Source organism: Cohnella sp. GCM10012308, assembly GCF_042649185.1.
In the GTDB taxonomy this organism is placed as follows: Bacteria; Bacillota; Bacilli; order Paenibacillales; family Paenibacillaceae; genus Cohnella.
This window is the reverse complement of sequence record NZ_JBHRYU010000010.1, coordinates 182,540-205,840: the sequence shown is the minus strand read 5'-3', so window position 1 is coordinate 205,840 and position 23,301 is coordinate 182,540. Positions and strand designations below refer to the sequence as shown.

The window sequence follows — 23,301 nt, the reverse complement described above, 5'->3', positions numbered from 1 at the left end:
ACCTACACACCTCTACAATAGGAGATTTTTTCATGCCTATCCACGAAAAAAGTAACACGAAATAGAAAATATAGTAATTTATTGATTAAAAATTTAATGCGTTAGTTTTAATGCAACGCTAGTGAACAAACTTCCGCTATACCTGCTCGAACGACGCTTCCGCGGCGTGATAGCGGAACAAATTTCCGCTAAGCCCGCCCGCACAACGCTCTCGCGGCGTGATAGCGGAACAAATTTCCGCTAAGCCCGCCCGCACGCACGACGCTTCCGCGGCACAATAGCGGAACAAACTTCCGCTATACCTGCTCGAACGACGCTTCCGCGGCGTGATAGCGGAACAAATTTCCGCTAAGCCCGCCCGCACAACGCTCTCGCGGCACGATAGCGGAACAAACTTCCGCTATCGCCTGCCCTAAACCGACTTTATGCAAAATAGCGATGTGTCACATCGCCATTTCATTAAAAGTGCCACTAACTGACGAAATAACGATGTGTCACATCGCTATATCCGCCCGCGGGCTGTTTTCCCGCGAAATAACGATGTGTCACATCGCTATATCCGCCCGCGGGCTGCTTTCCCGCGAAATAACGATGTGTCACATCGCTATATCCGCCCACCGGCTGTTTTCCCGCGAAATAACGATGTGGCACATCGCTATATCGGCCCACCGGCTACTTTCTCGCGCAATAACGATGTGTCACATCGCTATATCCGCCCACCGGCTGCTTTCCCGCGCAATAACGCTGCAGGCACATCGCTATGTCGGCCCGCAGGCTGGTTAATTCCTGCCGAAGTCTCGCCCTGCGCCACAATAAGCGTTTCGCACCATGTTACTATAGCCTCACGCAAGCGCTACCCACACACAGCCCCAAGCGCGAAAGCCGGGAACGACGGGAATTTTCCCGTCCGTTTCGCGGCTTTTTTCGTATGGGCGACGCTTGCGCGGAATCGGGCAGAAAAAAGCAAATCGCGCACTCCTGCGGAGAGTAAAGTACGATTTCTTCACTTTATTTGGCCCTGAAACGGCGATATCGTCAAGGCATGAGCAAGGGCAAGACGCAAATCCAAGCAGCAAGGAGGACGCCGGCCGATGAAACGCGGCAAGTTTTTAAAGTTTGTGGGCAGGAACGGCGAATTGTTTATTTTCTCGCTTCCCGCGATCATCTACATTTTCGTCATGTCGTATGTCCCGATGTTCGGCGTAATTATCGCTTTCAAAAATTACGTGTACGACAAGGGGATTTTGGGAAGCGAATGGGTCGGTTTCAAAAACTTCAAGTTTCTGTTCGAGAGCGAAAACGCCATTCGGATTACGCGGAACACGGTGCTGTACAACCTGGGCTACATGTTCATGACGACCGTGTTCTCGCTGGCCGTGGCCATATTGCTCCACGAAGTCGCCAAGAAATGGCTGAAGATTTACCAGACGGCGATGATCCTGCCTTTCTTCTTGTCGTGGGTCGTCGTCAGCTACATCACGATGGCGTTCCTCGATCACCAGAACGGCTTCCTGAACGGCTGGCTGGAGGGGCTCGGGTTCGACCGGGTCCAATGGTACTTCAAGGCCAACGTCTGGCCCTACATTCTTAATGCGGTTCATCTGTGGAAGGCGATCGGCTTCTCGGCGCTCGTGTACTTCGCCGGCATCCTCGGCATCGACGCGGAGCTGTACGAGGCGGCCAAGATCGACGGCGCCAAGCGCTGGCAGATGATTACCAACGTCACGCTTCCCCAGTTAACCCCGCTTATCATCATTCTGCTGATCATGAGCATCGGCAATATGTTCCGCGGCGACTTCGGCCTGCACTACTTCATTCCGAACAACAATGGCATGACGTACGCCACGACGGACATTATCGACACCTATATTTATCGGGCGCTGAGCGAGCTTGGGGACGTCAGCATGGCTTCCGCCGTCGGTCTCTATCAATCGGTCGTCGGTCTCGTGCTCGTCGTAGCCGCGAATTATACGGTCCGCAAAATCAACGAAGAAAATTCCTTGTTCTAAGGAGGCCAGTTCCATGCCTGCCAATTCTATGCCAGTCAAGACCGTGCCCGCGAAGACAACGACCGCCAAGTCCGCCGCAGCCAAGTCTTCCTTCAAATGGTCGACGTTGATCATTCATCTCATCTTTATCCTGATCACGCTTAGCATGCTTGTGCCGCTCGCGCTAGTCATCGTGGTGTCGTTGACGGACGAGAACTCGATACTGCATCACGGGTACCGCATGATCCCGGAGAAATTCTCCTTTTCGGCTTACGAATACTTCTTCAAGTCGCCGGACGCGATTCTGCGCGCTTACGGCGTTACGATCTTCGTCGCCGTCGTGGGCACGATCCTCAGCCTGATCCTGACGGCAAGCATGGGCTACACGCTCTCCAGAAGGGATTACGGCCTGGTGCGGCCGACCTCCTTCTACGTTTTCTTCACGATGCTGTTCGGCGGCGGGCTCGTCCCGTTTTACATTCTGGTCACGCAGTATCTGCACTTGAAGGATACGATCTGGGCGCTGATCGTGCCGGGGATGCTCAGTCCGTTCTACGTGCTGATCATGAAGGGCTTCATGTCCAAAATTCCGTTCGAAATCATCGAGTCCGCCAAGGTGGAGGGCGCGCGGGAATGGCGAATCTTCGTACAGCTGATCCTGCCGTTGTCTAAACCGTCGCTCGCGACACTCGGTTTGTTCATCATGTTCAACTATTGGAACGAATGGTTTAATGCGCTGCTGTTCATCGACAACGAGCGATTGGTGCCGCTGCAGCTGCTGTTGGTGCGGACGATGAACTCGCTCGACTTTATTACTTCGCGGCCCGAGTTCGCGCTCGTCATGTCCAACTTCAATCTGGCGAACTTCCCGAAGACGGCGGCCAAATTCGCGATCGCCATCCTGTCCGCGGGTCCGATGTTGATCGTTTTCCCGTTCTTCCAGCGCTTCTTCGTCAAAGGGTTGACCGTAGGCGCTATTAAAGGTTGAGCAATACCAAATACCGGTAAGCGGGATGTCCCATTAAAGGCGCTTGGAAAGGCGGTGAAGGCGGTACGGTTGCGCGGCGGCCTTTAATCTATCGATAGGCATCATCATCCAACATTTCTCGGGAGGGTTCACGTTGAAAAAAACAAACAACGGCAAATTCAAATTCCGGACGACGCTTCTCACGTCGATCTCGCTGGCGGCTGCGCTCACGGCGGCAGGCTGCGGCAATTCCAACAATAATACGGACGCATCGCCGAGCGCCGCCGCTTCCGGCAGCGCCAGCTCCACAGCGTCGGCGCCGGCTTCGGACAGCGCGTCGCCTTCGGCCAGCAGCGAGCTTGAGCCTGTAGAGCTCACCTGGTACTATCCGCAAAACGCGGCGAACGCCGATCTGAAGCTCGTCAACGATGCGGTCAACAAGATTACGAAAGAAAAAATCAACGCGACGATCAAGCTCATGCCGATCGACTTCGGCACCTACGAGCAGAAGATGAATACGACGACGGCGGCCAGCGAGAAGATCGACATCATCTGGACCTCCAACTGGCTGTTCAAGTTCGACACGAACCAGAAGAAGGGCGTATTCCTGCCGCTCGACGACCTGCTTAAGTCCAGCGGGCAGAAGCTGTACGATTCGATGCAAAAGAAGTTCTGGGACGACGCCACGCTGGACGGCAAGATCTACGCCGTGCCGAACTTCCAGGTCTCGGCCAGCCGCCCTTCGCTTGTGCTCCAGAAGCGGTTCGTGGACAAATACAACCTGGATATCAGCACGATCAAGAAGATCGACGACATCGAGCCTTTCCTGAAGCAGATCAAGGACGGCGAGCCGGGCATTACGCCGTTCGGCACGACCAAGGGCTTCTACTCGGGTCTGATGTACAACATCGACAACCGGGTCGAAGTGTACAGGGACGATACGACGCATACTGTCCTGCCGGACGTCACGGACGAACTGAAGCATAGCTACGAGCTTGCCCATTCCTGGTACACGAAGGGTTACATCATGGAAGACGCGGCGACGCTGAAGTCCGCAGCCGACGCTTACAACAAAGGAACGACGGCCGTCTGGTTCGACGTCACCGGCAAGCCGGGCTCCGAGGTCGAATTCAAGGTCGCCGACGGCGGCTACGACGTCGTGCTCGCACCGCTCGCGCAGTCCACGTTCACTGGCGCAGCAAGCACGATGAACGCCATCAGCCGCACGTCCAAAAATCCGGAGCGCGCGATGATGTTCCTCGAGCTCGTCAACACCGACAAGGAGCTATATAACACGCTCGTTTACGGCATCGAAGGCAAGCATTACGTGAAGACGACGGGCGACTACATCAAGATCAACCAGGACGCGGGCTACTTCACGAACACGGACTGGATTTTCGGCAACATCACCAACGAATACCTGCCTGAAGGCGCGCCGGCCGACAAGATCGAGCAGACGATTAAAGTGAACGACGAAGCGTACGTATCGCCGTACACGGGCTTTGTCTTCAACACGGAGCCGGTCAAGACGGAGATCGCCAACGTGAACGCGGTCAAGGAAGAATACGGCGCGTCGCTCGGCACCGGTACGCTCGATCCGGCGAAGTATCTGCCGATTTACGAGGAAAAGCTGAAAAAGGCCGGCGTCGAAACGATCCGCGCCGAGAAGCAAAAGCAGCTGAACGAGTGGCTGGCCGCCAACGGCAAGGGCTAAGCATCGGATGAGCAATCGAATCGAATCGAATGACAGACCAAGAAAATAGACAGGGCTCGCCCCGTCTATTTTCTTGGTACATAGAGAGAAACGAATCATGGGAGCGACCCGCCTATAAGCTTGCTGCCTCAGGCGAGCGTAAAAGCGGGGCGAACGGCGAGGCCTGCTGTATGGCATGGGATGGCATCATTATCCTACACTTCGGGAGGGTTTAAGTTGTACAAAAAAAACATCGGCAAATACGGATTCCGAACCACGCTCCTCGCCTCGCTCTCGCTTGGCCTCGCGCTTACGGCAGCAGGCTGCGGCAATTCCAACAATAACTCCAATGCTTCGCCCAGCGCAGCTTCGCCCAGCGCGTCCGCGTCGGGCAGCGCAAGCGCGGCTCCGTCCGCATCGGCTTCCGCCAGCGCGGCTCCATCGGCGAGCAGCGAGCTCCCGCCCGTCGAGCTGACCTGGTACTATCCGCAAAACGCTGCGAATGCCGACCTTCAGCTCGTGAACGACGCGGTCAACAAGATCACCAAGGAAAAGATCAACGCGACGGTCAAGCTGAGCCCGATCGACTTCGGCACCTACGAGCAGAAGATGAATACGATGACCGCTGCCGGCGAGAAGATGGACATTATCTGGACGTCCAGCTGGGCGTTCAAGTTCGATCAGAATCAGCTGAAGGGCGCGTTCCTGCCGCTTGACGATCTGCTGAAGACGAGCGGGCAGAAGCTGTACGATTCGCTGGATAAGAAGTTCTGGGACGACGCCACGCTGCAAGGCAAGATTTACGCGGTCCCGAACTTCCAGTTCTCCGCCCAGCGCGCGAGCGTCGTCATTCAGAAGCGGTTCATCGACAAGTATAACCTCGACACCAGCACGATCAAGAAGATGGAAGATCTAGAGCCGTTCCTGAAGCAGATCAAGGAAGGCGAGCCGGGCATTACGCCATTTGGTACGCAGAAGGGCTTCTACACGGCGCTGCTGTACGGCATCGATACCAAAGTGCCGGTCTATTATACCGATTCGACGAACACCGTCCTTCCGGACGTAACCGATGAAATGAGAGCCAATTACGCCCTCGCGCACTCCTGGTATACGAAAGGCTATATCAACCAGGATGCCGCGACGCTCAAGTCCGCCGCCGAAGTTTACAACAAAGGAACGACGGCCGTCTGGTTCGACTGGACGGGCAAGCCGGGCTCCGAGGTCGAATACAAGGCAGCCGACGGCGGCAACGACGTCGTGCTCGTGCCGCTTGGCGAGCCGGTATTCACGGGTGCGGCCAGCACGCTGAATGCGATCAGCCGCACGTCCGAAAATCCGGAGCGCGCGATGATGTTCCTTGAGCTCGTCAACACCGACAAGGAGCTTTACAACACGCTCGTCTACGGCATTGAAGGCAAGCACTACACGAAGACGACGGGCGATTTCATCAAGATCGACCAAAGCGCGGGCTATTTCACGAACACGGACTGGATCTTCGGCAACATCAGCAACGAGTATCTGCCCGAAGGTTCGCCGGCCGACAAGATCGAGCAGACGATCAAGATGAACAACGAGGCGCGCGTATCCAAGTATAACGGCTTCGTCTTCAACGGCGAGGCGGTCAAGACGGAGATGGCAAACGTCAACGCGGTGAACGGCGAATATGCCGCCTCGCTTGGCAGCGGTACGCTCGATCCGGCGAAGTACCTGCCGATTTACGAGGAGAAGCTGAAGAAGGCGGGAGCGGAAAAGATTCGCGCCGAGAAGCAAAAGCAGCTGAACGAATGGCTGGCCGCCAACGGCAAGTCGTAATCGGTTTAACGCAATAAGAATAGCAAGCCGACGCGAAAATAGACTGGGGCTCGTCCCCGTCTATTTTCTGCGCGGTCATGGAGGTTATAGAGATGAAAATCGCGCTGCTGCAGGGCAAGGAACAGCGGGAGAAGGTATTTAAACAGCAGCACATCGACCGGCTGCGGAAGCTTGGCGACGTCGCCCTTAACGACATCGTCGGCGACCCGTCGGAGGATCAGCTGGAGGCGCTTATCAGAGGCGCCGACATCGCGATCACGTCCTGGGGCTGCGGCCCGCTGACCGCACGGGTGCTGGACGCCGCGCCGAACTTGCGGCTCGTGCTGCACGCGGCAGGCACGGTGAAGCTGATCGTCACGCAGGAGCTGTGGGACAGAGGCATCCGGGTATCCAATGCGACGGCCGCGCTCGGCAAGGGCGTGGCGGAGACGGCCCTCGGCTTTACGATCGTGTCGCTCAAAGACATGTGGCGGCTCGTCCGCGAGACCCGGGAAGGCGGCTGGGGAGACGGGGCGAGCGTGCGAGAGGTTTATAACGTGACGATCGGCGTCGTCGGCGCGGGAAAAGCGGGCTCGCACTACATCAAGCTGCTGCGCCAGTTCGACGTGGACATCGTGCTGTACGATCCGTTCGTCGGCGAGGCGCAGGCCAAGGAGATGGGCGCGCGCAAGGCCGGGCTCGAAGAGCTGCTCGCGCAGAGCGACGTCGTCTCGATTCATCTGCCGTCCTTGCCCGAGACCTATCATATGTTCAACCGGGAGCGCCTCGCGCTCATGAAGGACGACTGCGTGATCATCAATACGGCCCGCGGCTCGGTCATCGACGAGGACGCGCTGGCCGAGGAGCTGCGCAAGGGCCGGTTTTTTGCCTGCCTGGACGTGACCGATCCCGAGCCGCCGCTTGCCGACCATCCGTTCCGCGGCCTGCCGAACGTCGTGCTCACGCCGCACATCGCGGGCGCCGTCAACAACGGGCTGCAGCGTCTTGCGCAGGCTGTCGTTCTGGATGCGGAGGCGTTCATGGACGGCGAGCCGCTTGGCGGCGAAGTGCGGGCCGACCAGCTGCATTTGTTGGCTTAAACGAGAAGGGAGCGCCGGCGCCATGGCGAATTACATTACAATCAGCTGTCTGGGCCCGCGGCCGCTCGCCGTGCCGGCCGACGTCACGGACGAAGAAGCGATCGCGCGCATGATCGCCCACTGGCAATCGCAACTCGACCGGGTGCTGCCTGACCGGCCGGATCTGATCGTCCTGCCGGAGGCCTGCGACCGGCCGGATCCTTTAAGCTTTCCGCTCGATCGGCGCCTATCCTACTATCGCGCGCGCAAGGACCGGATACGCGACTTCTTTGCGGACGTCGCGAGGCGCCACGGCTGCTACATCGCCTATCCGGCGCATACCGAGGCGGAGGACGGCTCGTGGCGCAACGCGATGCAGCTCATCGACCGCGGAGGCCGCGTCTTGGGGGCTTACCACAAGAATCATCTGACGCCTGACGAGCATACGCGCACGAACATCCTGTACGGGCGGGAGACGCCGATCTTCGAATGCGACTTCGGGCGGGTCGCGGCGGCGATTTGCTTCGACCTCAACTTTGAAGAGCTTCTGCGGCGCTATGCAGCCGAGAAGCCCGATCTGATCCTGTTCCCTTCGATGTATCACGGCGGCCTGATGCAGGGCTATTGGGCGTACGCCTGCCGCTCGTTCTTCGCGGGAGCTGTCGCCGGAGCGCCATGTACGATCGTGACGCCGCTCGGGGAAGTGGCAGCCAGCAGCACGAACTACTATTCTTTTATCACGGCCCGGGTCAATCTCGATTACGCGGTCCTGCACATTGACGAGAACGACGCCAGATTCCCGGACATCAAGGCCAAATACGGCCCTGCGGTCGTCATTCACGATCCGGGCTATCTCGGCTGCGTGCTGCTGACGAGCGAGTCGGCGGATGTCACGGCGGACGAGATCGTGGCCGAGTTCGGACTCGAACGGCTTGACGATTATTTCGCGCGGGCGGACCGATCCAGGCATCTGCCTGGAAGAATGGAGCCCTGACAAGAAGACAAGGAGTCAAGGAGACAAGGACAAGGGACAAGAAGACTGGGAAACAAAGGAGGCATGCGCTTTGAAAATCGGAATCGTCGATCTGGATACGTCACATCCGAACGCCTGGGTGCCGATCCTGCAACAGCTGGGGCACGAGGTGGTCGCCGTATTCGACGGCGGCACTGTGCATGACGCGGGCGCGGCCGGCACGTTCGCCGCGAAGCACGGCATTCCGGTCGTCTGCGACAGACTGGCGGATATGCCGGGGCTCGTCGACGCGGCCATCGTCCACAGCGTGAATTGGGACCTGCATGTAGAGCGGGCGCGCCCCTTTGCCGAAGCGGGCAAGGCGATCCTGATCGACAAGCCGATGGCGGGCAACGCGCGCGACATCCGGCAGCTGCTCGCCTGGGCGCGCGGCGGCGTCCGGATCGCCGGCGGCTCGGCGCTGCGCTTCTCCGCAGAAACCGAGGCGTGGCGCAGGTCTCGGGACCCGGATGACCGGATCGTCACCGCGCTGGCGGGCTGCTCGGTCGACGACTTTAACTACGGCATCCACGCATTCGGTCTGATGCTGGCCATTATGGGGCCGGAAATCGCGAGCGTCAGGTCAACCGGCGTCCATGTCCAGCATCAGATCGAGCTGGCCTGGCCTGACGGCCGCAAGGGATTCCTCAGCGTAGGTACGACCGCGGGCTATTTGCCCTTCTACGCAACGATCGTCTCGGAACGCGAGGTCAGGCATATCCAGGTGGATTCGGATCGGCTGTACCGTTCGTTCCTTGAGGCCGCGCTGCCTTATCTGGCCGGAGAATCCGCCGTCTTCCCGCCGCTTGGCGAGCTGCTGGAGGCGGAGCTGGCGGCGGTCGCCGCCAGGCGCTCCCTGCTGGAAGGCGGACGAACGGTCACGCTCGAAGAGATAGCATGCGAGTCCGGGCCGGGGTACGACGGGGGCGACTTCGCCGCTCAATACCGCATGCAGGCCAGGGGGCAAACGCGATGATCACAATCCGAAAAACGGGGCTGGGCACGATTCGGGAGCCGCTTGCCGCGCCTTTCGGCTTCAAGGGCGGCTATGTCGACGAGCTGTGGCAGTCCGTCGTCTGCCTGGAAGACGAGCGCGGCAGCCGGTCGACCGGACTTGGCGTCCAGAGCGTCCTGTGGTCGGACCCCGACGTCTATGCGAAATGGGGAGCCGAGCGCGGAAATGCGTTTATGCAGGCGATCACCGCGCATGCCTTAACGGCAGCTGACGGCGCATCCTTCGGGACGCCGCTGGATCTGCTGGACGACCTGGCCGGGCAGGCTCGTGCTTATGCCAATCGCGAGTGGGGAGAAGGACCGCTTCGCGCGACCTTTTCTCTGAACGCTCTCGTGCCCGTCGATCATGCGGCATGGGCGCTGCTCGGAAGGCGGCAGCCGGACGCTTCCTTCTTCGAGCTTATTCCCGCAGCCTACCGTTCCTTCCTGCAGGCCCGCCACGACCGGCTGGCATGCACGCCGGTCGTCTCCTACGGGATGACGGCTGCGGATGTCGAGTCGCTGCTCGACGAGGGCTATTTCGTGCTGAAAATCAAGCTTGGCTCCGACCCGGACGGCGATGGCGACCCGGACAAGATGCTGGCATGGGACATCCGGCGTCTGGCGGAGATCCACCGGATCGCCGGGAACCGCGACTGCCCGCATACCGACAACGGGAAGATCGCGTACTATCTGGACATCAACGGTCGTTACGGCGGGAAGGAACAGTTGTGCCGGCTGATCGACGCTGCGGAACGAATGGGCGCGCTGGAGCGCGTGCTGGTCGTCGAGGAGCCGTTCCCCGAGCATGTTCACGCGAGCGTCGCGGACCTGCCGGTCCGGGTGGCGGGCGACGAGAGCGTGCACGACGAGGGAGATGCGCTGGCGCGCATCCAGATGGGCTACGGCGCGTTCGCGCTCAAGCCAGTCGCCAAGACGATGAGCATGAGCCTCAGGATCGCCCGGACGGCTGCCGCCTATCGCATACCGTGCTTCTGCGCGGACCTGACGGCCAATCCCGTGATGGTCGACTGGAACAAAAACCTGGCCGCCCGTCTGGCTCCCCTGCCCGGATTATCTATGGGACTGATCGAATCGAACGGCGGGCAAAATTATCGGCGTTGGGAAGCCATGAAACGCAGCCATCCGAGATCGGGGAGCGATTGGATCGAACCGGCCTCGGGCATGTTCATGCTCGCCCCGGCTTTTTACGCAAGCAGCGGGGGCGCCCTGGACGGCAGCGAATACTACGCCGATGCGTGCCATATGCTTTAGGCAATCATTTCAACGACTGTAAAAAGGTAGTTCACATACTGGCCATAATGGAGAAAAGTGCGGATTTTGCACTTTTCTCTTTGTTTAAATTCCTGATAAGGTAGAGACGGAGGGGATTACGCCATGGCTCACTACCTGCGGAAATACAGAGAACGAAAATACTTGATGCGCATCATGCTCTCGATCAACCTGCTTATCGTCGTGTCCATGCTGGCTTCCTTGCTGACGGCCTACATGTACTCGCGGAAGATCAGTCTCGATTCCCAGCGGGAGGCCAACGAGAAGGTGCTCTCCCAGATCAACTACAATATTTCCTACATGAACGAAACGGTCAAAAACTTCGCGATCTCTCTCTATTACGATAACGATATGGCGCATCTGCTGTTCAGCAGGGAGCCGGACCGGTTCGAGGATACGTTGCGCATTATCAAGCTGAACAAAACGATCGCTTACAACTCGTTTATCCATTCCATCGTTTTCTACAACAGCAAACGGGATACGTATTTTACGAGCGGCGACGATTCCATATCGAATCCCAAGAGCAATCTGATGGATATTACGAAGAGCTATCTGGCCGGCACCAAGTCCATCTATAAAATGCAGTTGATGCCGATCGCCTACGCGCCGAATACCGAGCATCCGGAAAGTTCGCAAGAAATCTTTTCGCTGTTCATGTACGATTCGATCGAGGCCTACAACAAAACCGACAGCGCTCTCATTATCAATATCAAGCCGGAATGGCTGTTCCAGAAGCTGGAGCTCATGAACCAAACGTCCGACAATCCGTCCAACCGCATTTTTATTCTGGACCAGAACAAGGAAATCTACAGTCCGATCGCGCCGGTGGACGAGGGAATCGCCAAGCTCAAGGACGAGATTTACAAACGGATCGACGCGTCCAAGCAAGAGGTGTCCCAGTTCACCTATTCGTACGACGGCCAGAAGCAGATCGTGAATTACATGGCCAACGCATCGACGAATTGGGTCATCGTCAACATCGAACCGTTCACCGGCGTGCTGGCCCAGATCGAGCAGCTTAAAAAGGTGTTCATTACCGTCGCTGCGATCTCCTTTGTACTGGCGCTCGTCGCTTCCCTGTTCGTGTCCAATAAGCTGTACAATCCCGTCAGCGTGCTGCTGAAGCAGACGGCGCGGGTGCCCGGCGTGACGATCGAGCCATCGCAGGGCAAGGATGAATTCAGCTATGTCACGGACATTTACGACCGGCTGGTCGAGAAGCTGGCATCGGAACAATCGAGGCAGGCCGGCAACGAAAATATCATTTGTTCCTATCACCTGCGCAAGCTCGTGACCGACAGCACGGCGATATCGGCGGATGAGCTGAAGTCGTTCCGGGAGCGGGGCTACCTCAAGACCGAGCTCGAGTGGCCGTTCGTGCTGGGCGTCATTAAGGTAGACGACTATAAAAAGCTTAAGGATACCCGGGGCCTGGATCTTAAGCTGCTGCAGTTCGCCGTCTCCAACATCGTGCAGGAGGTCGTATCCGAGGTGCTTCCGGTGGATGCGGTGGATCTTAGAGAAGAGCACTTCGTATTGCTGTTCGACATCGGGAAGCCCGACGAGGAGACATACGAGCGGATCGCTTCGCTAATGCGAAAAGCGCAATCGATCATTAACGATCTCTACCACATCACGTTCACCGTGGCGCTCAGCGACCTCGTCCCTTCATATAGCGAGCTGACCTATTCTTACGAGCGGACGCTCGATTATTTGCAATATAGAATGAACGTCGGCGCGAACGCGGTGATCACGCCCGGGACGGTCCAGGCCAGGCAAGACAACCACGATGCGCAGATTCCGCCCGAGCTCGAACGCAAGCTGATCGAAGGGATTAAGTCGGGCCGGCAGGAGCAGGTTCATCAGGAGCTCGCGCGCATCCGCGGCGTCATCTCCGAGATGAGCTCGGACGCCGTCATCCAGTCTGTCGTCCACGTCGGCATCATCATCAAGCAGACGATCAGGGAGATCAACCAGAACAAGGTATCGCCGATCATGCTCGACCTGCGTTCCATCGACGGCCTCGTGTTCGAAAAGGAGACGCTCGACGAGATTTTCGAAGCGTTCGTCCACATATTGGATCCGATCTTTGCGGATCACAAAGAGGTCGTCGAGAACAAGGTCCAGGTCATCGTCGATACGATCAAGGACGTCATTCAGACGAACTACGCCAACGGAAATCTCAGCCTGCAGGAAATCTCCGATCTGCTCAAGATGTCACCGGCCTATGTGGGACGCATTTTCAAAAAGTACGAGACCGTGTCGGTAGCCGACTATATTAATGAAGTTCGTCTGCAGCACGCGGTACTGCTGCTTGAAACGAATAATTGGCAGGTCAACGAGATCTCCGAAAAGGTCGGGTTCAGCTCGCAAAGCTACTTCTTCAAGCTGTTCAAGAAGCGCTTCGGCACGACGCCAAAAGACTACCGGATCAAAAAGTCGATGGGAATGTAATGGAAATGTGTTGGGAATGTAAGGGGAATGTGACAGAAATGTGATAGAGGTGCGGCGCGCTCTTCACTAAAATCCATATCGAGGAGCGCGACGAGGGTGAAAAGTGCAGATTTTGCACTTTTTTTTCTTTAAGGTCCTGCTAGTCTATGAGTGCGGATGATGCTCACCAATTCGCCATCAGACAAGAGGAGGTATGGTTCTTGTACAAGAAACAGAGATCGAAGCTTGTTTCCGGCATGGCGGCACTAATGATTGCGTTATTGATTTTCGGATTGATTCCGGTTACGGGTGCTCAGGCGGCCGAGCCCGAGACGTTCGTTCCGAACGCAGGCAACAACCAGAGCGTAGCTTCGATTACGTATAGCGTGACCGGCGCTACATATTACGTATCGACGGCTGGCGACGACAATGCGGTCGGCTCCGAACAAGCGCCGTTCCAGACGATCAGCCAGTGCGCCGAGGTGCTGCAGCCGGGCGATCTGTGCCTGATCGGCTCGGGCACTTATCGCGAGACGGTCAAGCCGGCCGTCAGCGGAACGAGCGACAAGCCGATCACTTATGCGGCCGCGCCCGGCGCGGATGTCGTCATCAGCGGCACCGAAGAGATCGGCGGCTGGACGCAGGATTCCGGACATATATATGTCGCGGACCTTCCCGCAGGCATGAACAGCCTGGGCGATCAGAACCAGCTCTTTATCCGGGACGGCGGGGACGTCACGAAGCTTTGGGAGGCGAGATGGCCCAATATCGACGACTATACGTTTCCCGAGCTGAAGCAGCATGTCGGAATCGCGACCGGCGGTTCGGAAACGACGCTGTCCAGCGATCAGCTGACGCAGGCAGACAATTACTGGGTCGGCGCGACGATGTGGATGCGGGGCGGCGACGCTTACGATCCGGTGTCGACCAAGATCACCGGTTTTAACGCAGCGACGCATACGCTAAGCTACCCGCTCATCATTCAGAACTTCGACTACATGTGGCCGGAGCTCGGATCTACCTTCTACCTGTCCGGCCTGCGCAGCGAGCTGGACGCGCCGCACGAATGGTACGTCGACTCGGCAGCGCGCAAGGTCTATCTGTGGGCACCGGACGGCGGCATGCCCGAGAACGTCGAGATCAAGCAGCGCATGAAGACGTTCGACCTGAGCGGACGCTCTTATATCCATGTCGAAGGACTGCAGACGTTCGGCGGCAGCATCCCGATGGACGGCGGCGCAAGCTACAATGTGCTTGACGGCATCACGGCCGAGTATTTGTACTTCTCGACCGAATCGCACGGCACGTCCGTCGCCCACCAGCTAAGCGGCGGCATCAACATCAGCGGCAACAACAACGAGATCAAGAACAGCGAAATTTCCTATTCTACCGGCACGCTGGTCAACATCGACGGCAGCAACAACCGGCTCGTGAACAATTCCATTCACGACGGCAGCTACTTTGCGGCCTACGATCCGGTGGTCAAGCTGACAAGCGGCACGCAGAACCTGATCAGCCACAACGACTTGTATAATTCCGGGCGCTACCTTCTCTACTGGAACCGGGGAAGCGCGGAAATTCAGTACAACGACTTCCACGACGGCATGTGGCTGTCCCGCGACGGGGCGCTGATCTACAGCTGGGGCGCCGATATGGGCAACAGCGAGATTCATCACAACCTGATTCACGACAGCCAGGGCACGGACATGAGCGTCGGTCTCTACTTCGACAATTATGCCAGCAACGCGATCGTGCACCACAACGTTATTTTCAACAATAACGTCGGCATTCAGCTGAACACGCCGGGCAACTACCGGCTCATCTACAACAACACGGTTGCAAACAACGACGTGAGCAGCATCGGCTACTGGGGCTCGGCTCCGTACGCCCAGGAGCTGTACGGTTCGCGCGTCTACAACAACATTTTCACGAACAAGGCGGATCTGACGCCGGATACGGCCAGCGGATTTAATGTCACATCGGCCAGCGGCGTGAACTTCGTCGATGCGGCGAACCGCAACTTCCGTCTAAGCGCCGGTTCTACGGCAATCAATACCGGTGCCGTCATCGAAGGCATTACGGACGGCTTTGCAGGCGCCGCGCCGGATGCGGGCGCATACGAGTACGGCGGCACGGACTGGACGGTCGGACCGAACTTCGACAATCCGCCGAATCCTTCGTATACGCAAATTGCGACTCCTTATATGAATATGGTCAAGAACGGCGGTTTCGGCACGCTGGACAGCTGGCTCCCATGGTCGCAGACGACGACGTCGCTCGAGCAAGTGCCGAACGCAACGGGCAATGAAGTCTGGAAAAATAGAGGCTATCAAATGCGGCTGAAGCTCGGCAAGGGCGGCGGCGTCGAACAGAAAGTCAACGGGCTTAAGCCTAACACGGATTACAAGTTCGTCGCTTGGGTCTACAACGAACCGGGCGAAACGATTATTGTCGGCGTGACGCAATACGGCGGCGCAGACAAGGATATCTCGACGAAAGAAGAGAAATATACGCGCATTGAAGTGCCGTTCCGTACCGGAGCGGATATTACGGGCGCGCGGGTGCGCATTTACAAGAGCAACGCGACGACCGGCATTTCTTATGCGGACGATCTCGGACTGTTCGAGGTTACGCCGTTCAATTCCGGCGTGAGCGATTCGCTGCTTAAGGAAGTTAGCATCAATCTGCCTAATACGAACCTTACGGTAGGCGGCACAGGCACGATCCCGCTGGTCGGCAAGCAGCAGGACGACCAGGCTGCGGATCTGTCCGATGCCGAAGTCACCTTCACGTCGAGCGACAGCAGCGTTCTGCGTATCGACGGCGTGACCGGCGGCAACGCATACTACACGGCGCTGGCGCCGGGACAGGTGACGATCGAGGCGATCGCCGTCAAGGACGGCATTACGAAGGCGGCTACCAAGGTCGTCACGGTATTCCCGAACGGGCAGCAGTCCCCGATCGGAGACTGGTCCGTACGGACTTACGGAACGAACAGCCGCGGCTTCGCCACGGTGGCCAACTCGACCTATACGTTGATCGGCCAAGGCGACAACGTTTGGAACGCGTCCGACGACTTCGTTTATTTTAGCAAGCCCGTGCACGTGAACGACACGAGTGCGAAGGTTACGCTGACCGCAACCATCGACTCGATTGGCGCGGGCGATCCGGCATCTGTCGGCCTGATGCTGCGGGCGGAGGATGCGGCGGATTCCAAGCACGTGCATTTCCGCACGGACGGCACCGGCAAGGTGCTCCGTTACGTGTTCCGCAACGAGGAGAGCATCCAGGACGCGCAGAAGCCCGTTGCCCAGCAGAAATATTGGGGTTCGCAAACCGGCCTGCTGCTGGACTATCAAGGCAAGAGCATCGATGCGCCTTTCCAGATGAAGCTGGTCAAGCAGGGGGATAGCGTCGAAGGCTTCTATTTTAAAGACAACGCATGGGTATCGATCGGCAGTACGACCGTCGAGTTCGAAGACGGGGACTTCCTGGCAGGCATCGGCATGTTCTCCGGCGCGGGCAAGATTCCGGTGAAGGCCGTCATCTCGAAGCTCGAAGTCACGGTTGAAGGCGACACGCCGGATACGGAGCCGTCGACATCTCCGACACCAACACCGACGACTACACCGACACCGACGCCTTCGCCGGTATCGTCTCCGTCTCCAACGCCGACGCCGTCCGCGACGCCGACACCAACGCCGGCACCGACATCGGGCGCTGCGATCTTTAAGGACGTCGACGCGAAGTACGGCTGGGCGGACGAAGCGATCGGCACGCTTGCTGCGGCGGGCATCATCCAGGGCACGAACGAATCGACGTTCGATCCGGCCAAGCCGATTACGCGTGCGGACTTTATGACGCTGCTCGTACGCATGCTGAGCCTCGAGACTGACGTAGAGGGAGCCGACAATTTCGCCGACGTATCGCCCAACGATTACTTTTACCAGACGCTGGCGGTCGTGAAAAAGCTCGGCATCACCAATGGCATCGACGGCACCAACTTCGATCCGAGATCGGAGATCTCGCGGCAGGATATGATGGTGCTGATTGCCAGAGCGCTGCAGGTATCGGGGAAACTCGAACTGTCGGGCGCTCCGGCGGACCTGTCTACGTTTAAAGACGGAGGCGCCATCTCCGGTTACGCGCAGGAAGCCGTAGCCGGGATGGTCGGCGCCGGCATTATCCAGGGCAGCGACGGACAGCTGAATCCGAAGTCCTCCGCAACGAGGGCCGAGACCGCGACGATGCTGTACCGTATCTTCAAGCAGCTTTAACACGTCTCGCAGCAGAATGTCCCGATTGAATAAAAGCTTAAGCGCTTAGCAGCAGAAGGAGAATCGCCATGACCCGCACCGCCCCGATTTTCGAGACCAGATGCCTGCATTCCCTGGAAAAGGTGTTTCCGGACGAGGCGCTCAGCGCCGCCGCTTATACGCGCGGTTCGGCGCTCAAGGGAGAAACCTATGCCTTCCAGGTTGCTTACCGCGCGTCGGAACTGACCAAGGCCGTCGCCGTCGCCGCGCAATCGCCGCTTGGGGAGCGCGTCTCCCTTAGAGTCGTCGGGTTGTCTCCGTCGGAGCTGCCCTGCATGCACGATCGCGACGAGCACGTCCTGCGGGCGACGCCGGGGCTGTATCCCGATCCGTTGTATCCGATCCGGGAAGCGCATGGCGTGACGGGCTTGCCCGATCAGTGGCGGTCGGTGTGGGTCACGGTAGAGACTGGCGCCGATCTGCCAGCCGGCGTATATCCGGTCATCGTTCGATTCGACGCCGAGACGGGCGAGACGCTCGGGGAGGAGCGGTTCGAGCTGGAGATCGTCGAGGCCGCGCTTCCTCCGCAGACGCTTATCCACACCGAGTGGTTCCATAGCGACTGCCTGGCCAATTATTATGGCGTCGACGTATTCGGAGAGTCGCATTGGTCGCTGATCGAACGATATCTTGATACGGCAGTGCGGCATGGTATGAACATGGTGCTGACGCCGCTCTTCACGCCTCCGCTCGATACTGCGGTGGGCGGGGAGCGGCCGACGGTTCAACTGGTGGACGTAACGAAGGACGGAGAATGCTACGTCTTCGGCTTTGAACGTCTCGAGCGCTGGATCGCCATGTGCGACCGCGTCGGCATCCGTTACTTTGAGTTCTCGCATCTGTTCACGCAATGGGGAGCGAAGCACGCGCCCAAGATCGTGGCGGACGACAACGGCACGCATCGGCGAATTTTCGGATGGGATACCGATTCCGCAGGCGAAGCATACAGGTCTTTTCTGGGCGCGTTTCTGCCGTGCCTGGTCGCCTTCCTCCGCCGGCGCGGCCTGCTGGACCGCAGCTACTTTCACATTTCCGACGAGCCGCTTGCCGAGCATATGCCCTGGTACCGCAGCGCGAGCGAGCTGATGCAGGCGCATCTGGGGGAAATGCCGATTATCGACGCGCTCACCGACTATGCTTACTACGAGCAGGGGCTGGTGCGACGGCCGATTCCGGCGAATAATCACATCGAACCTTTTCTCGCGCATGGCGTTCCGGAGCTCTGGACGTACTATTGCTGCGTGCAGTACCAGGACGTATCCAACCGTTTTTTCAATATGCCGTCAGCACGCAACCGGATCATCGGCATTCAGTTGTACAAATATCGAATCGCCGGATTTCTGCACTGGGGCTACAACTTCTGGAACATCCAGTATTCGCTGGAGGCGATCGATCCGTATCGCGTGACCGACGCGGGCTGCACGTTCCCTTCGGGAGACGCGTTCCTGGTCTATCCGGGGGCGGACGGCACGCCCGTCGAGTCGATCCGCATGGAGGTGTTCCAGGAAGGGCTCCAGGATCTGAGGGCGCTGCAGCTGCTCGAAACGTTGATCGGACGCGAGCGCGTGCTTGCGATGATCGAAGAGGGGCTCGAGGAGCCGCTGACGTTCAGCGCGTATCCGCGCGACGCGGCATGGCTGCTGGGATTGCGGGAATCGGTCAACTCGGCGATCAAATTGCATATCGGTTAATAGAACGCGGCGCAGGACAAACGTCCTGCGCTCTTATCATGCTAAGGAGATGGATGAAAGTGAACGTAACCACCAGCGACGCGGCGAGCGCGTCTCGCGATCCGGTCACCGTCGTTATCGTCGGCGCGGGCAGCCGCGCGATGAACTATGCCTCCTATGCGCTCAAGCATCCCGATGCGATGCGGATCGTCGGCGTCGTGGAGCCCAATCCCGTCCGGCGGGCGCATACGGCGAGCTTATACGATTTACCGGCGGACCGGTGCTTTGACAGCGTCGACGCACTCGTATCCCGCCCGCAGCTCGCCGATGCCGTCATCAACGGGACACTAGACGCGCACCACGTGCGGACGACGCTGCCGCTGCTGCGCAAGGGCTACGACGTGCTGCTCGAAAAGCCGGTGGGCATCTCGGAAGCGGAGGTGCTGGCGCTCTACCGGACCGCGGAGACTTACGGCCGCAAGGTGATGATCTGCCACGTGCTGCGCTACGCGCCGTTCTACCAGGCGTTGAACCAGGTCATCCGGACCGGCGAGATCGGCGACGTCATCCATGTCCAGACGGAGGAAAACGTCGATTATCACCACATGGCGACCGCCTTCGTACGGGGCAAGTTCGCGAGTCTTGCGCGGGACGGGTCCTCGTTTCTCATGGCCAAATGCTGTCACGATCTCGACTTGATCTCCTGGTTCAAGACCGGGATCAAGCCGGTCCGCGTCAGCAGCTTCGGGCGGCTCTCGCAGTTCCGCGAGGACCGGGCGCCGGAAGGGGCAGGCACAAGATGCGTGACGGATTGTCCGATCGAAGCGGCATGTCCTTACTCCGCCAAGACGCTATACGTCGATCGGGGGCTGTGGCCGGTTTACGTATGGCCGGGTTACCTGGACGGCGTGCGGCTGAGCGACGAGGAGAAGCTGGCTGGCCTTGCGGGCGACAATCGGTTCGGCCGCTGCGTCTGGCGCTGCGACAACGATATCGTGGACCATCAAGTCGTCCAGTTCGCGTTCGAGGACGGGAGTACGGCCGCGCACAGCCTCGTCGGGGGCGCCGCCAAGGCTTGCCGGACCGTGCATATTACGGGGACCAGGGGAGAGATTCAAGGGGAGCTGGAGGAAGGCGTATTCGTCGTGCGGAATCCGGATCCATGGGCGGACGGACGCGTTTTTTCAGAGCGGGAGGTCCGTATCGAGGTGTCGGGCGAGATGCACGGGGGAGGCGACCATCGGCTTGTCGAGGATTTCCTGCGAGTCGTCAGGGGCGACCCCGACGCCGGCTATTCGACCTCTCTGGCGCATTCGATCGTCGGGCATGTATCGGGCTTCCGGGCGGACGTATCGATGGCGACGGGCCGGACGGTCGAGATCGATTGGGACGGCATATTCGTTTGAAGCAGGGCTGAGAAGGTTATATAGAAAGGAGTTTGAGCCTATCCGTTAAAAATTCGCGAAACAACCAATGGAGGGATTGACGATGGCCGACCAATACGCGATGCAGGATCCGACGAAGCAGTATCCCAAGGCGGGACCGGAGTATCAACAGACGCAGGAGCCGCCGGGGCTTCAGGTCGAGATGACGCCGATTCCCGACTGCGGCGAACGGACATACCGCGGCACGGGCCGGCTTGCGGGCCGCAAGGCGATCGTGACCGGCGCGGACAGCGGCATCGGCCGCGCCGTGGCGATCGCCTTCGCGCGGGAGGGTGCCGACGTGGTACTGTCGTACTTGCCGGAGGAGGAAGCGGACGCGCAGCAGGTCGTCAAGCTGGTGGAGGAAGCCGGGAGCAAGGCTGTCGCGGTGCCGGGCGACCAGAAGGACGAGACCTACTGCGAACAGCTGGTAGAGACTGCGGTCCGCGAGCTCGGCGGTCTCGATATTCTTGCGAACGTAGCGGGCATGCAGCAATTCGTGCCGGACATCGCAGAGCTGACGACGGAGCAATTCGACGCGACGTTCAAGACGAACGTATACGGCTTGTTCTGGCTGTGCAAGGCGGCGATCAAGCACATGGAGCCGGGCAGCGCGATCATTAATACGTCTTCGATCCAGGCGTACAAGCCCGCGCCGATCTTGCTCGACTACGCGACGACCAAGGGCGCGATCAACGTGTTCAGCAAGGCGCTGGCCCAGCAGGTCGCGAGCAAGGGCATCCGCGTGAACGTCGTGGCGCCCGGCCCGGTATGGACGCCGCTCCAGGTATCCGGCGGCCAGCCGACGGAGAAACTGGCGAAGTTCGGCGAGACGACGCCGCTTGGCCGTCCGGGCCAGCCGGCCGAGATGGCGCCGGCGTACGTATTCCTGGCGAGCCAGGAATCCAGCTACGTCAGCGGCGAGACGCTGAACGCGAACGGCGGCACGCCGACGCCATAAGCGTCGCCGCCGACAGCGCCGCTGCATGAGGCGGCGTTGGCAAACGGGACGAAGCGATATTACGGGACGAAGCGATACTTGCTTTGTCCCGTTTTTGCCGTGGATGAGAGGCGTCGCCGGCTAACGCCTGCTGCACGGAGGGCGATTGCGAGGTTCGCACCGCCGTAAGGCCCATCGCCTTCTGTATGGTAGGCGATGGCTCGAACCGCGCCACCGATTGGCCCATCGCCTTCTGTATGGAAGGCGATTGCGCGAACCGCGCCATCGATTGGCCCAACGCCTTCGGTACGGAAGGCGACTGCTCGTTGCTCGCCACCGATTGTCCCATCGCCTCTCGCCTTGTCTTCTCATCGACTGCCGCGCCACCCCGCGACAGCCTTTCTTTTCCGTCTCTCATTCATTTCGAATATACTAATGATGTGATCTCCAATCCGGCCAAAAGGGGCGTATTGCCATGGATGTAAAAGGGACCTCGTTCGCATCGACGGAGGACTATATCGCGACTTTCCCGCCGGAGATACAGCGGCTGCTGCAGGACGTTCGGGAGACGATTCGATCGGCCGCGCCGGAAGCGAAGGAGAAGATCAGCTACCAGATGCCGACGTTCGATCTGCACGGCAACCTGGTGCACTTCGCCGCATTCAAAAACCATATCGGATTTTACCCGGGCGCGGACGGCATTGCGGCGTTTAAGGAGGAACTGTCGGCGTACAAGGGGGCGAAGGGCTCGGTGCAGTTTCCGCTGGACAAGCCGCTGCCTCACGAGTTGATCAGTCGAATCACGGCTTACAGAGTAATCCAGAACAAGGCGCGAGCCGACGCGAAACGAGGCAAAAAGGCTTAAAGTGGCCCAATCGCCTGTCGTAGAGCAGGGGATCGCCGAATCTGGGCGCCCGTCCGCCCAATCGCCTCTCGTAGAGCAGGGGATCGCCGAATCCGGGCGGCCATCCGCCCAATCGCCTCTCGTAGAACAGGGGATCGCCGGATCCGGGCGGCCACACGCTCCATCGCCTCTCGTAGAGCAGGGGATCGCCAGGCTCTGGCGCTATTAGCCGAACCTTCAACACACGCCGCTAATTTCCGCACGATCTATCCTAAAGGGGGACGCACGCATGAATTTCAACATAGAAGAAGCCGTGGCCATCCTGAGCCGGACGCCGCAGACGCTCGCCTCGCTCCTATCGGGTCTGCCCGAAGGCTGGCTAAGCTGCAATGAAGGCGAGGGTACCTGGAACGCGGACGAAGTTGTCGGCCATATGATCGAAGGGGAGAAAACGAACTGGATTCCGCGTCTTGCGTTTATTTTGCGGGAGGGCGAGAGCAAGCCGTTTCCCGCGTTCGACCGTTATGCCCACCTGAGTGCCGAGAGCCGGACGACGGAGGTCAAGCTTGAGGAATTCGCGGAGCTCAGATACAGCAGCATCGAAAGCCTGCGGACGCTAATCGGCGCGGATGAGCGACTGGAGCGGACGGGCGCGCATCCGGCGTTCGGCACGGTCAAAGCCAGGGAGCTCGTCTCCGCATGGGTCGTGCACGACCTAACGCATCTTGCGCAGATCGTTAGAACGATGGCGCTGCGCTACAAGACGGACGTCGGCCCTTGGGTCCAATATCTCGGGATCCTTAACCGCTGAGCGGGTCCACGCGGCACGCGCCGGGCCGCCTCCTTTTTCGTTGACGC

The 23,301-nt window shown here is 59.0% G+C and carries 16 protein-coding genes; 15 read left to right on the top strand and 1 reads right to left on the bottom strand.

What is annotated here, in order from left to right; all coding sequences use genetic code 11:
- Positions 1 to 1,091: 1,091 nt before the first annotated feature.
- The 13 genes from ACFOTD_RS14375 (at position 1,092) to ACFOTD_RS14315 (ending at position 21,620) form a co-directional block, all read left to right on the top strand.
- Positions 1,092 to 2,009 carry an ABC transporter permease gene (locus ACFOTD_RS14375; RefSeq protein WP_378119840.1) on the top strand — a complete coding sequence of 306 codons (918 nt, stop codon included), beginning with the start codon at positions 1,092 to 1,094 and terminating at the stop codon, positions 2,007 to 2,009.
- A gap of 13 nt (positions 2,010 to 2,022) precedes the next feature.
- Positions 2,023 to 2,976: a carbohydrate ABC transporter permease gene (locus tag ACFOTD_RS14370; RefSeq protein WP_378119838.1), complete on the top strand. Its 954-nt coding sequence runs from the start codon at positions 2,023 to 2,025 to the stop codon at positions 2,974 to 2,976.
- A gap of 133 nt (positions 2,977 to 3,109) precedes the next feature.
- Positions 3,110 to 4,669, top strand: coding sequence for an ABC transporter substrate-binding protein (locus ACFOTD_RS14365; protein ID WP_378119837.1), 1,560 nt, complete (start codon positions 3,110 to 3,112; stop codon positions 4,667 to 4,669).
- A gap of 216 nt (positions 4,670 to 4,885) precedes the next feature.
- Complete coding sequence (locus tag ACFOTD_RS14360; protein WP_378119835.1) at positions 4,886 to 6,460, top strand: ABC transporter substrate-binding protein; 1,575 nt, start codon at positions 4,886 to 4,888, stop codon at positions 6,458 to 6,460.
- A 92-nt stretch (positions 6,461 to 6,552) separates the two neighbouring features.
- A complete protein-coding gene (locus ACFOTD_RS14355) occupies positions 6,553 to 7,539 on the top strand; it encodes a hydroxyacid dehydrogenase (protein ID WP_378119833.1) in 987 nt (328 codons plus the stop codon).
- 22 nt (positions 7,540 to 7,561) lie between these two features.
- Positions 7,562 to 8,512 (top strand): carbon-nitrogen hydrolase family protein, encoded by a 951-nt coding sequence (locus ACFOTD_RS14350; protein ID WP_378119831.1) that lies wholly within the window; start codon positions 7,562 to 7,564, stop codon positions 8,510 to 8,512.
- Between the two features lie 70 nt (positions 8,513 to 8,582).
- Positions 8,583 to 9,506: a Gfo/Idh/MocA family protein gene (locus ACFOTD_RS14345; RefSeq protein WP_378119829.1), complete on the top strand. Its 924-nt coding sequence runs from the start codon at positions 8,583 to 8,585 to the stop codon at positions 9,504 to 9,506.
- Positions 9,503 to 10,798, top strand: a complete 1,296-nt coding sequence (locus ACFOTD_RS14340) for a hypothetical protein (RefSeq protein WP_378119827.1) — start codon at positions 9,503 to 9,505, stop codon at positions 10,796 to 10,798. The genes ACFOTD_RS14345 and ACFOTD_RS14340 overlap by 4 nt, the downstream gene beginning before the upstream one ends.
- Positions 10,799 to 10,921: 123 nt before the next feature.
- A complete protein-coding gene (locus ACFOTD_RS14335; RefSeq protein ID WP_378119825.1) occupies positions 10,922 to 13,270 on the top strand; it encodes an AraC family transcriptional regulator in 2,349 nt (782 codons plus the stop codon).
- A 200-nt stretch (positions 13,271 to 13,470) separates the two neighbouring features.
- Positions 13,471 to 17,526, top strand: a complete 4,056-nt coding sequence (locus ACFOTD_RS14330) for an S-layer homology domain-containing protein (RefSeq protein ID WP_378119824.1) — start codon at positions 13,471 to 13,473, stop codon at positions 17,524 to 17,526.
- 68 nt (positions 17,527 to 17,594) lie between these two features.
- Positions 17,595 to 19,256, top strand: coding sequence for a DUF4091 domain-containing protein (locus ACFOTD_RS14325; protein WP_378119822.1), 1,662 nt, complete (start codon positions 17,595 to 17,597; stop codon positions 19,254 to 19,256).
- Between the two features lie 59 nt (positions 19,257 to 19,315).
- Positions 19,316 to 20,641 (top strand): Gfo/Idh/MocA family protein, encoded by a 1,326-nt coding sequence (locus tag ACFOTD_RS14320; protein ID WP_378119820.1) that lies wholly within the window; start codon positions 19,316 to 19,318, stop codon positions 20,639 to 20,641.
- 100 nt (positions 20,642 to 20,741) lie between these two features.
- Positions 20,742 to 21,620 carry an SDR family oxidoreductase gene (locus ACFOTD_RS14315; RefSeq protein WP_378119844.1) on the top strand — a complete coding sequence of 293 codons (879 nt, stop codon included), beginning with the start codon at positions 20,742 to 20,744 and terminating at the stop codon, positions 21,618 to 21,620.
- Here ACFOTD_RS14315 and ACFOTD_RS14310 read toward each other — a convergent pair.
- On the bottom strand, positions 21,574 to 21,948 hold the full coding sequence (locus ACFOTD_RS14310; protein WP_378119818.1) for a hypothetical protein: 375 nt from the start codon (positions 21,946 to 21,948) through the stop codon (positions 21,574 to 21,576). The genes ACFOTD_RS14315 and ACFOTD_RS14310 overlap by 47 nt on opposite strands.
- 126 nt (positions 21,949 to 22,074) lie before the next feature.
- Between ACFOTD_RS14310 and ACFOTD_RS14305 the strand changes: the two genes are divergently transcribed.
- Together ACFOTD_RS14305 and ACFOTD_RS14300 are read left to right on the top strand one after the other, a co-directional pair.
- Positions 22,075 to 22,464 carry an iron chaperone gene (locus tag ACFOTD_RS14305; protein ID WP_378119816.1) on the top strand — a complete coding sequence of 130 codons (390 nt, stop codon included), beginning with the start codon at positions 22,075 to 22,077 and terminating at the stop codon, positions 22,462 to 22,464.
- Between the two features lie 268 nt (positions 22,465 to 22,732).
- Positions 22,733 to 23,254 carry a DinB family protein gene (locus ACFOTD_RS14300; protein ID WP_378119814.1) on the top strand — a complete coding sequence of 174 codons (522 nt, stop codon included), beginning with the start codon at positions 22,733 to 22,735 and terminating at the stop codon, positions 23,252 to 23,254.
- Positions 23,255 to 23,301 lie beyond the last annotated feature (47 nt).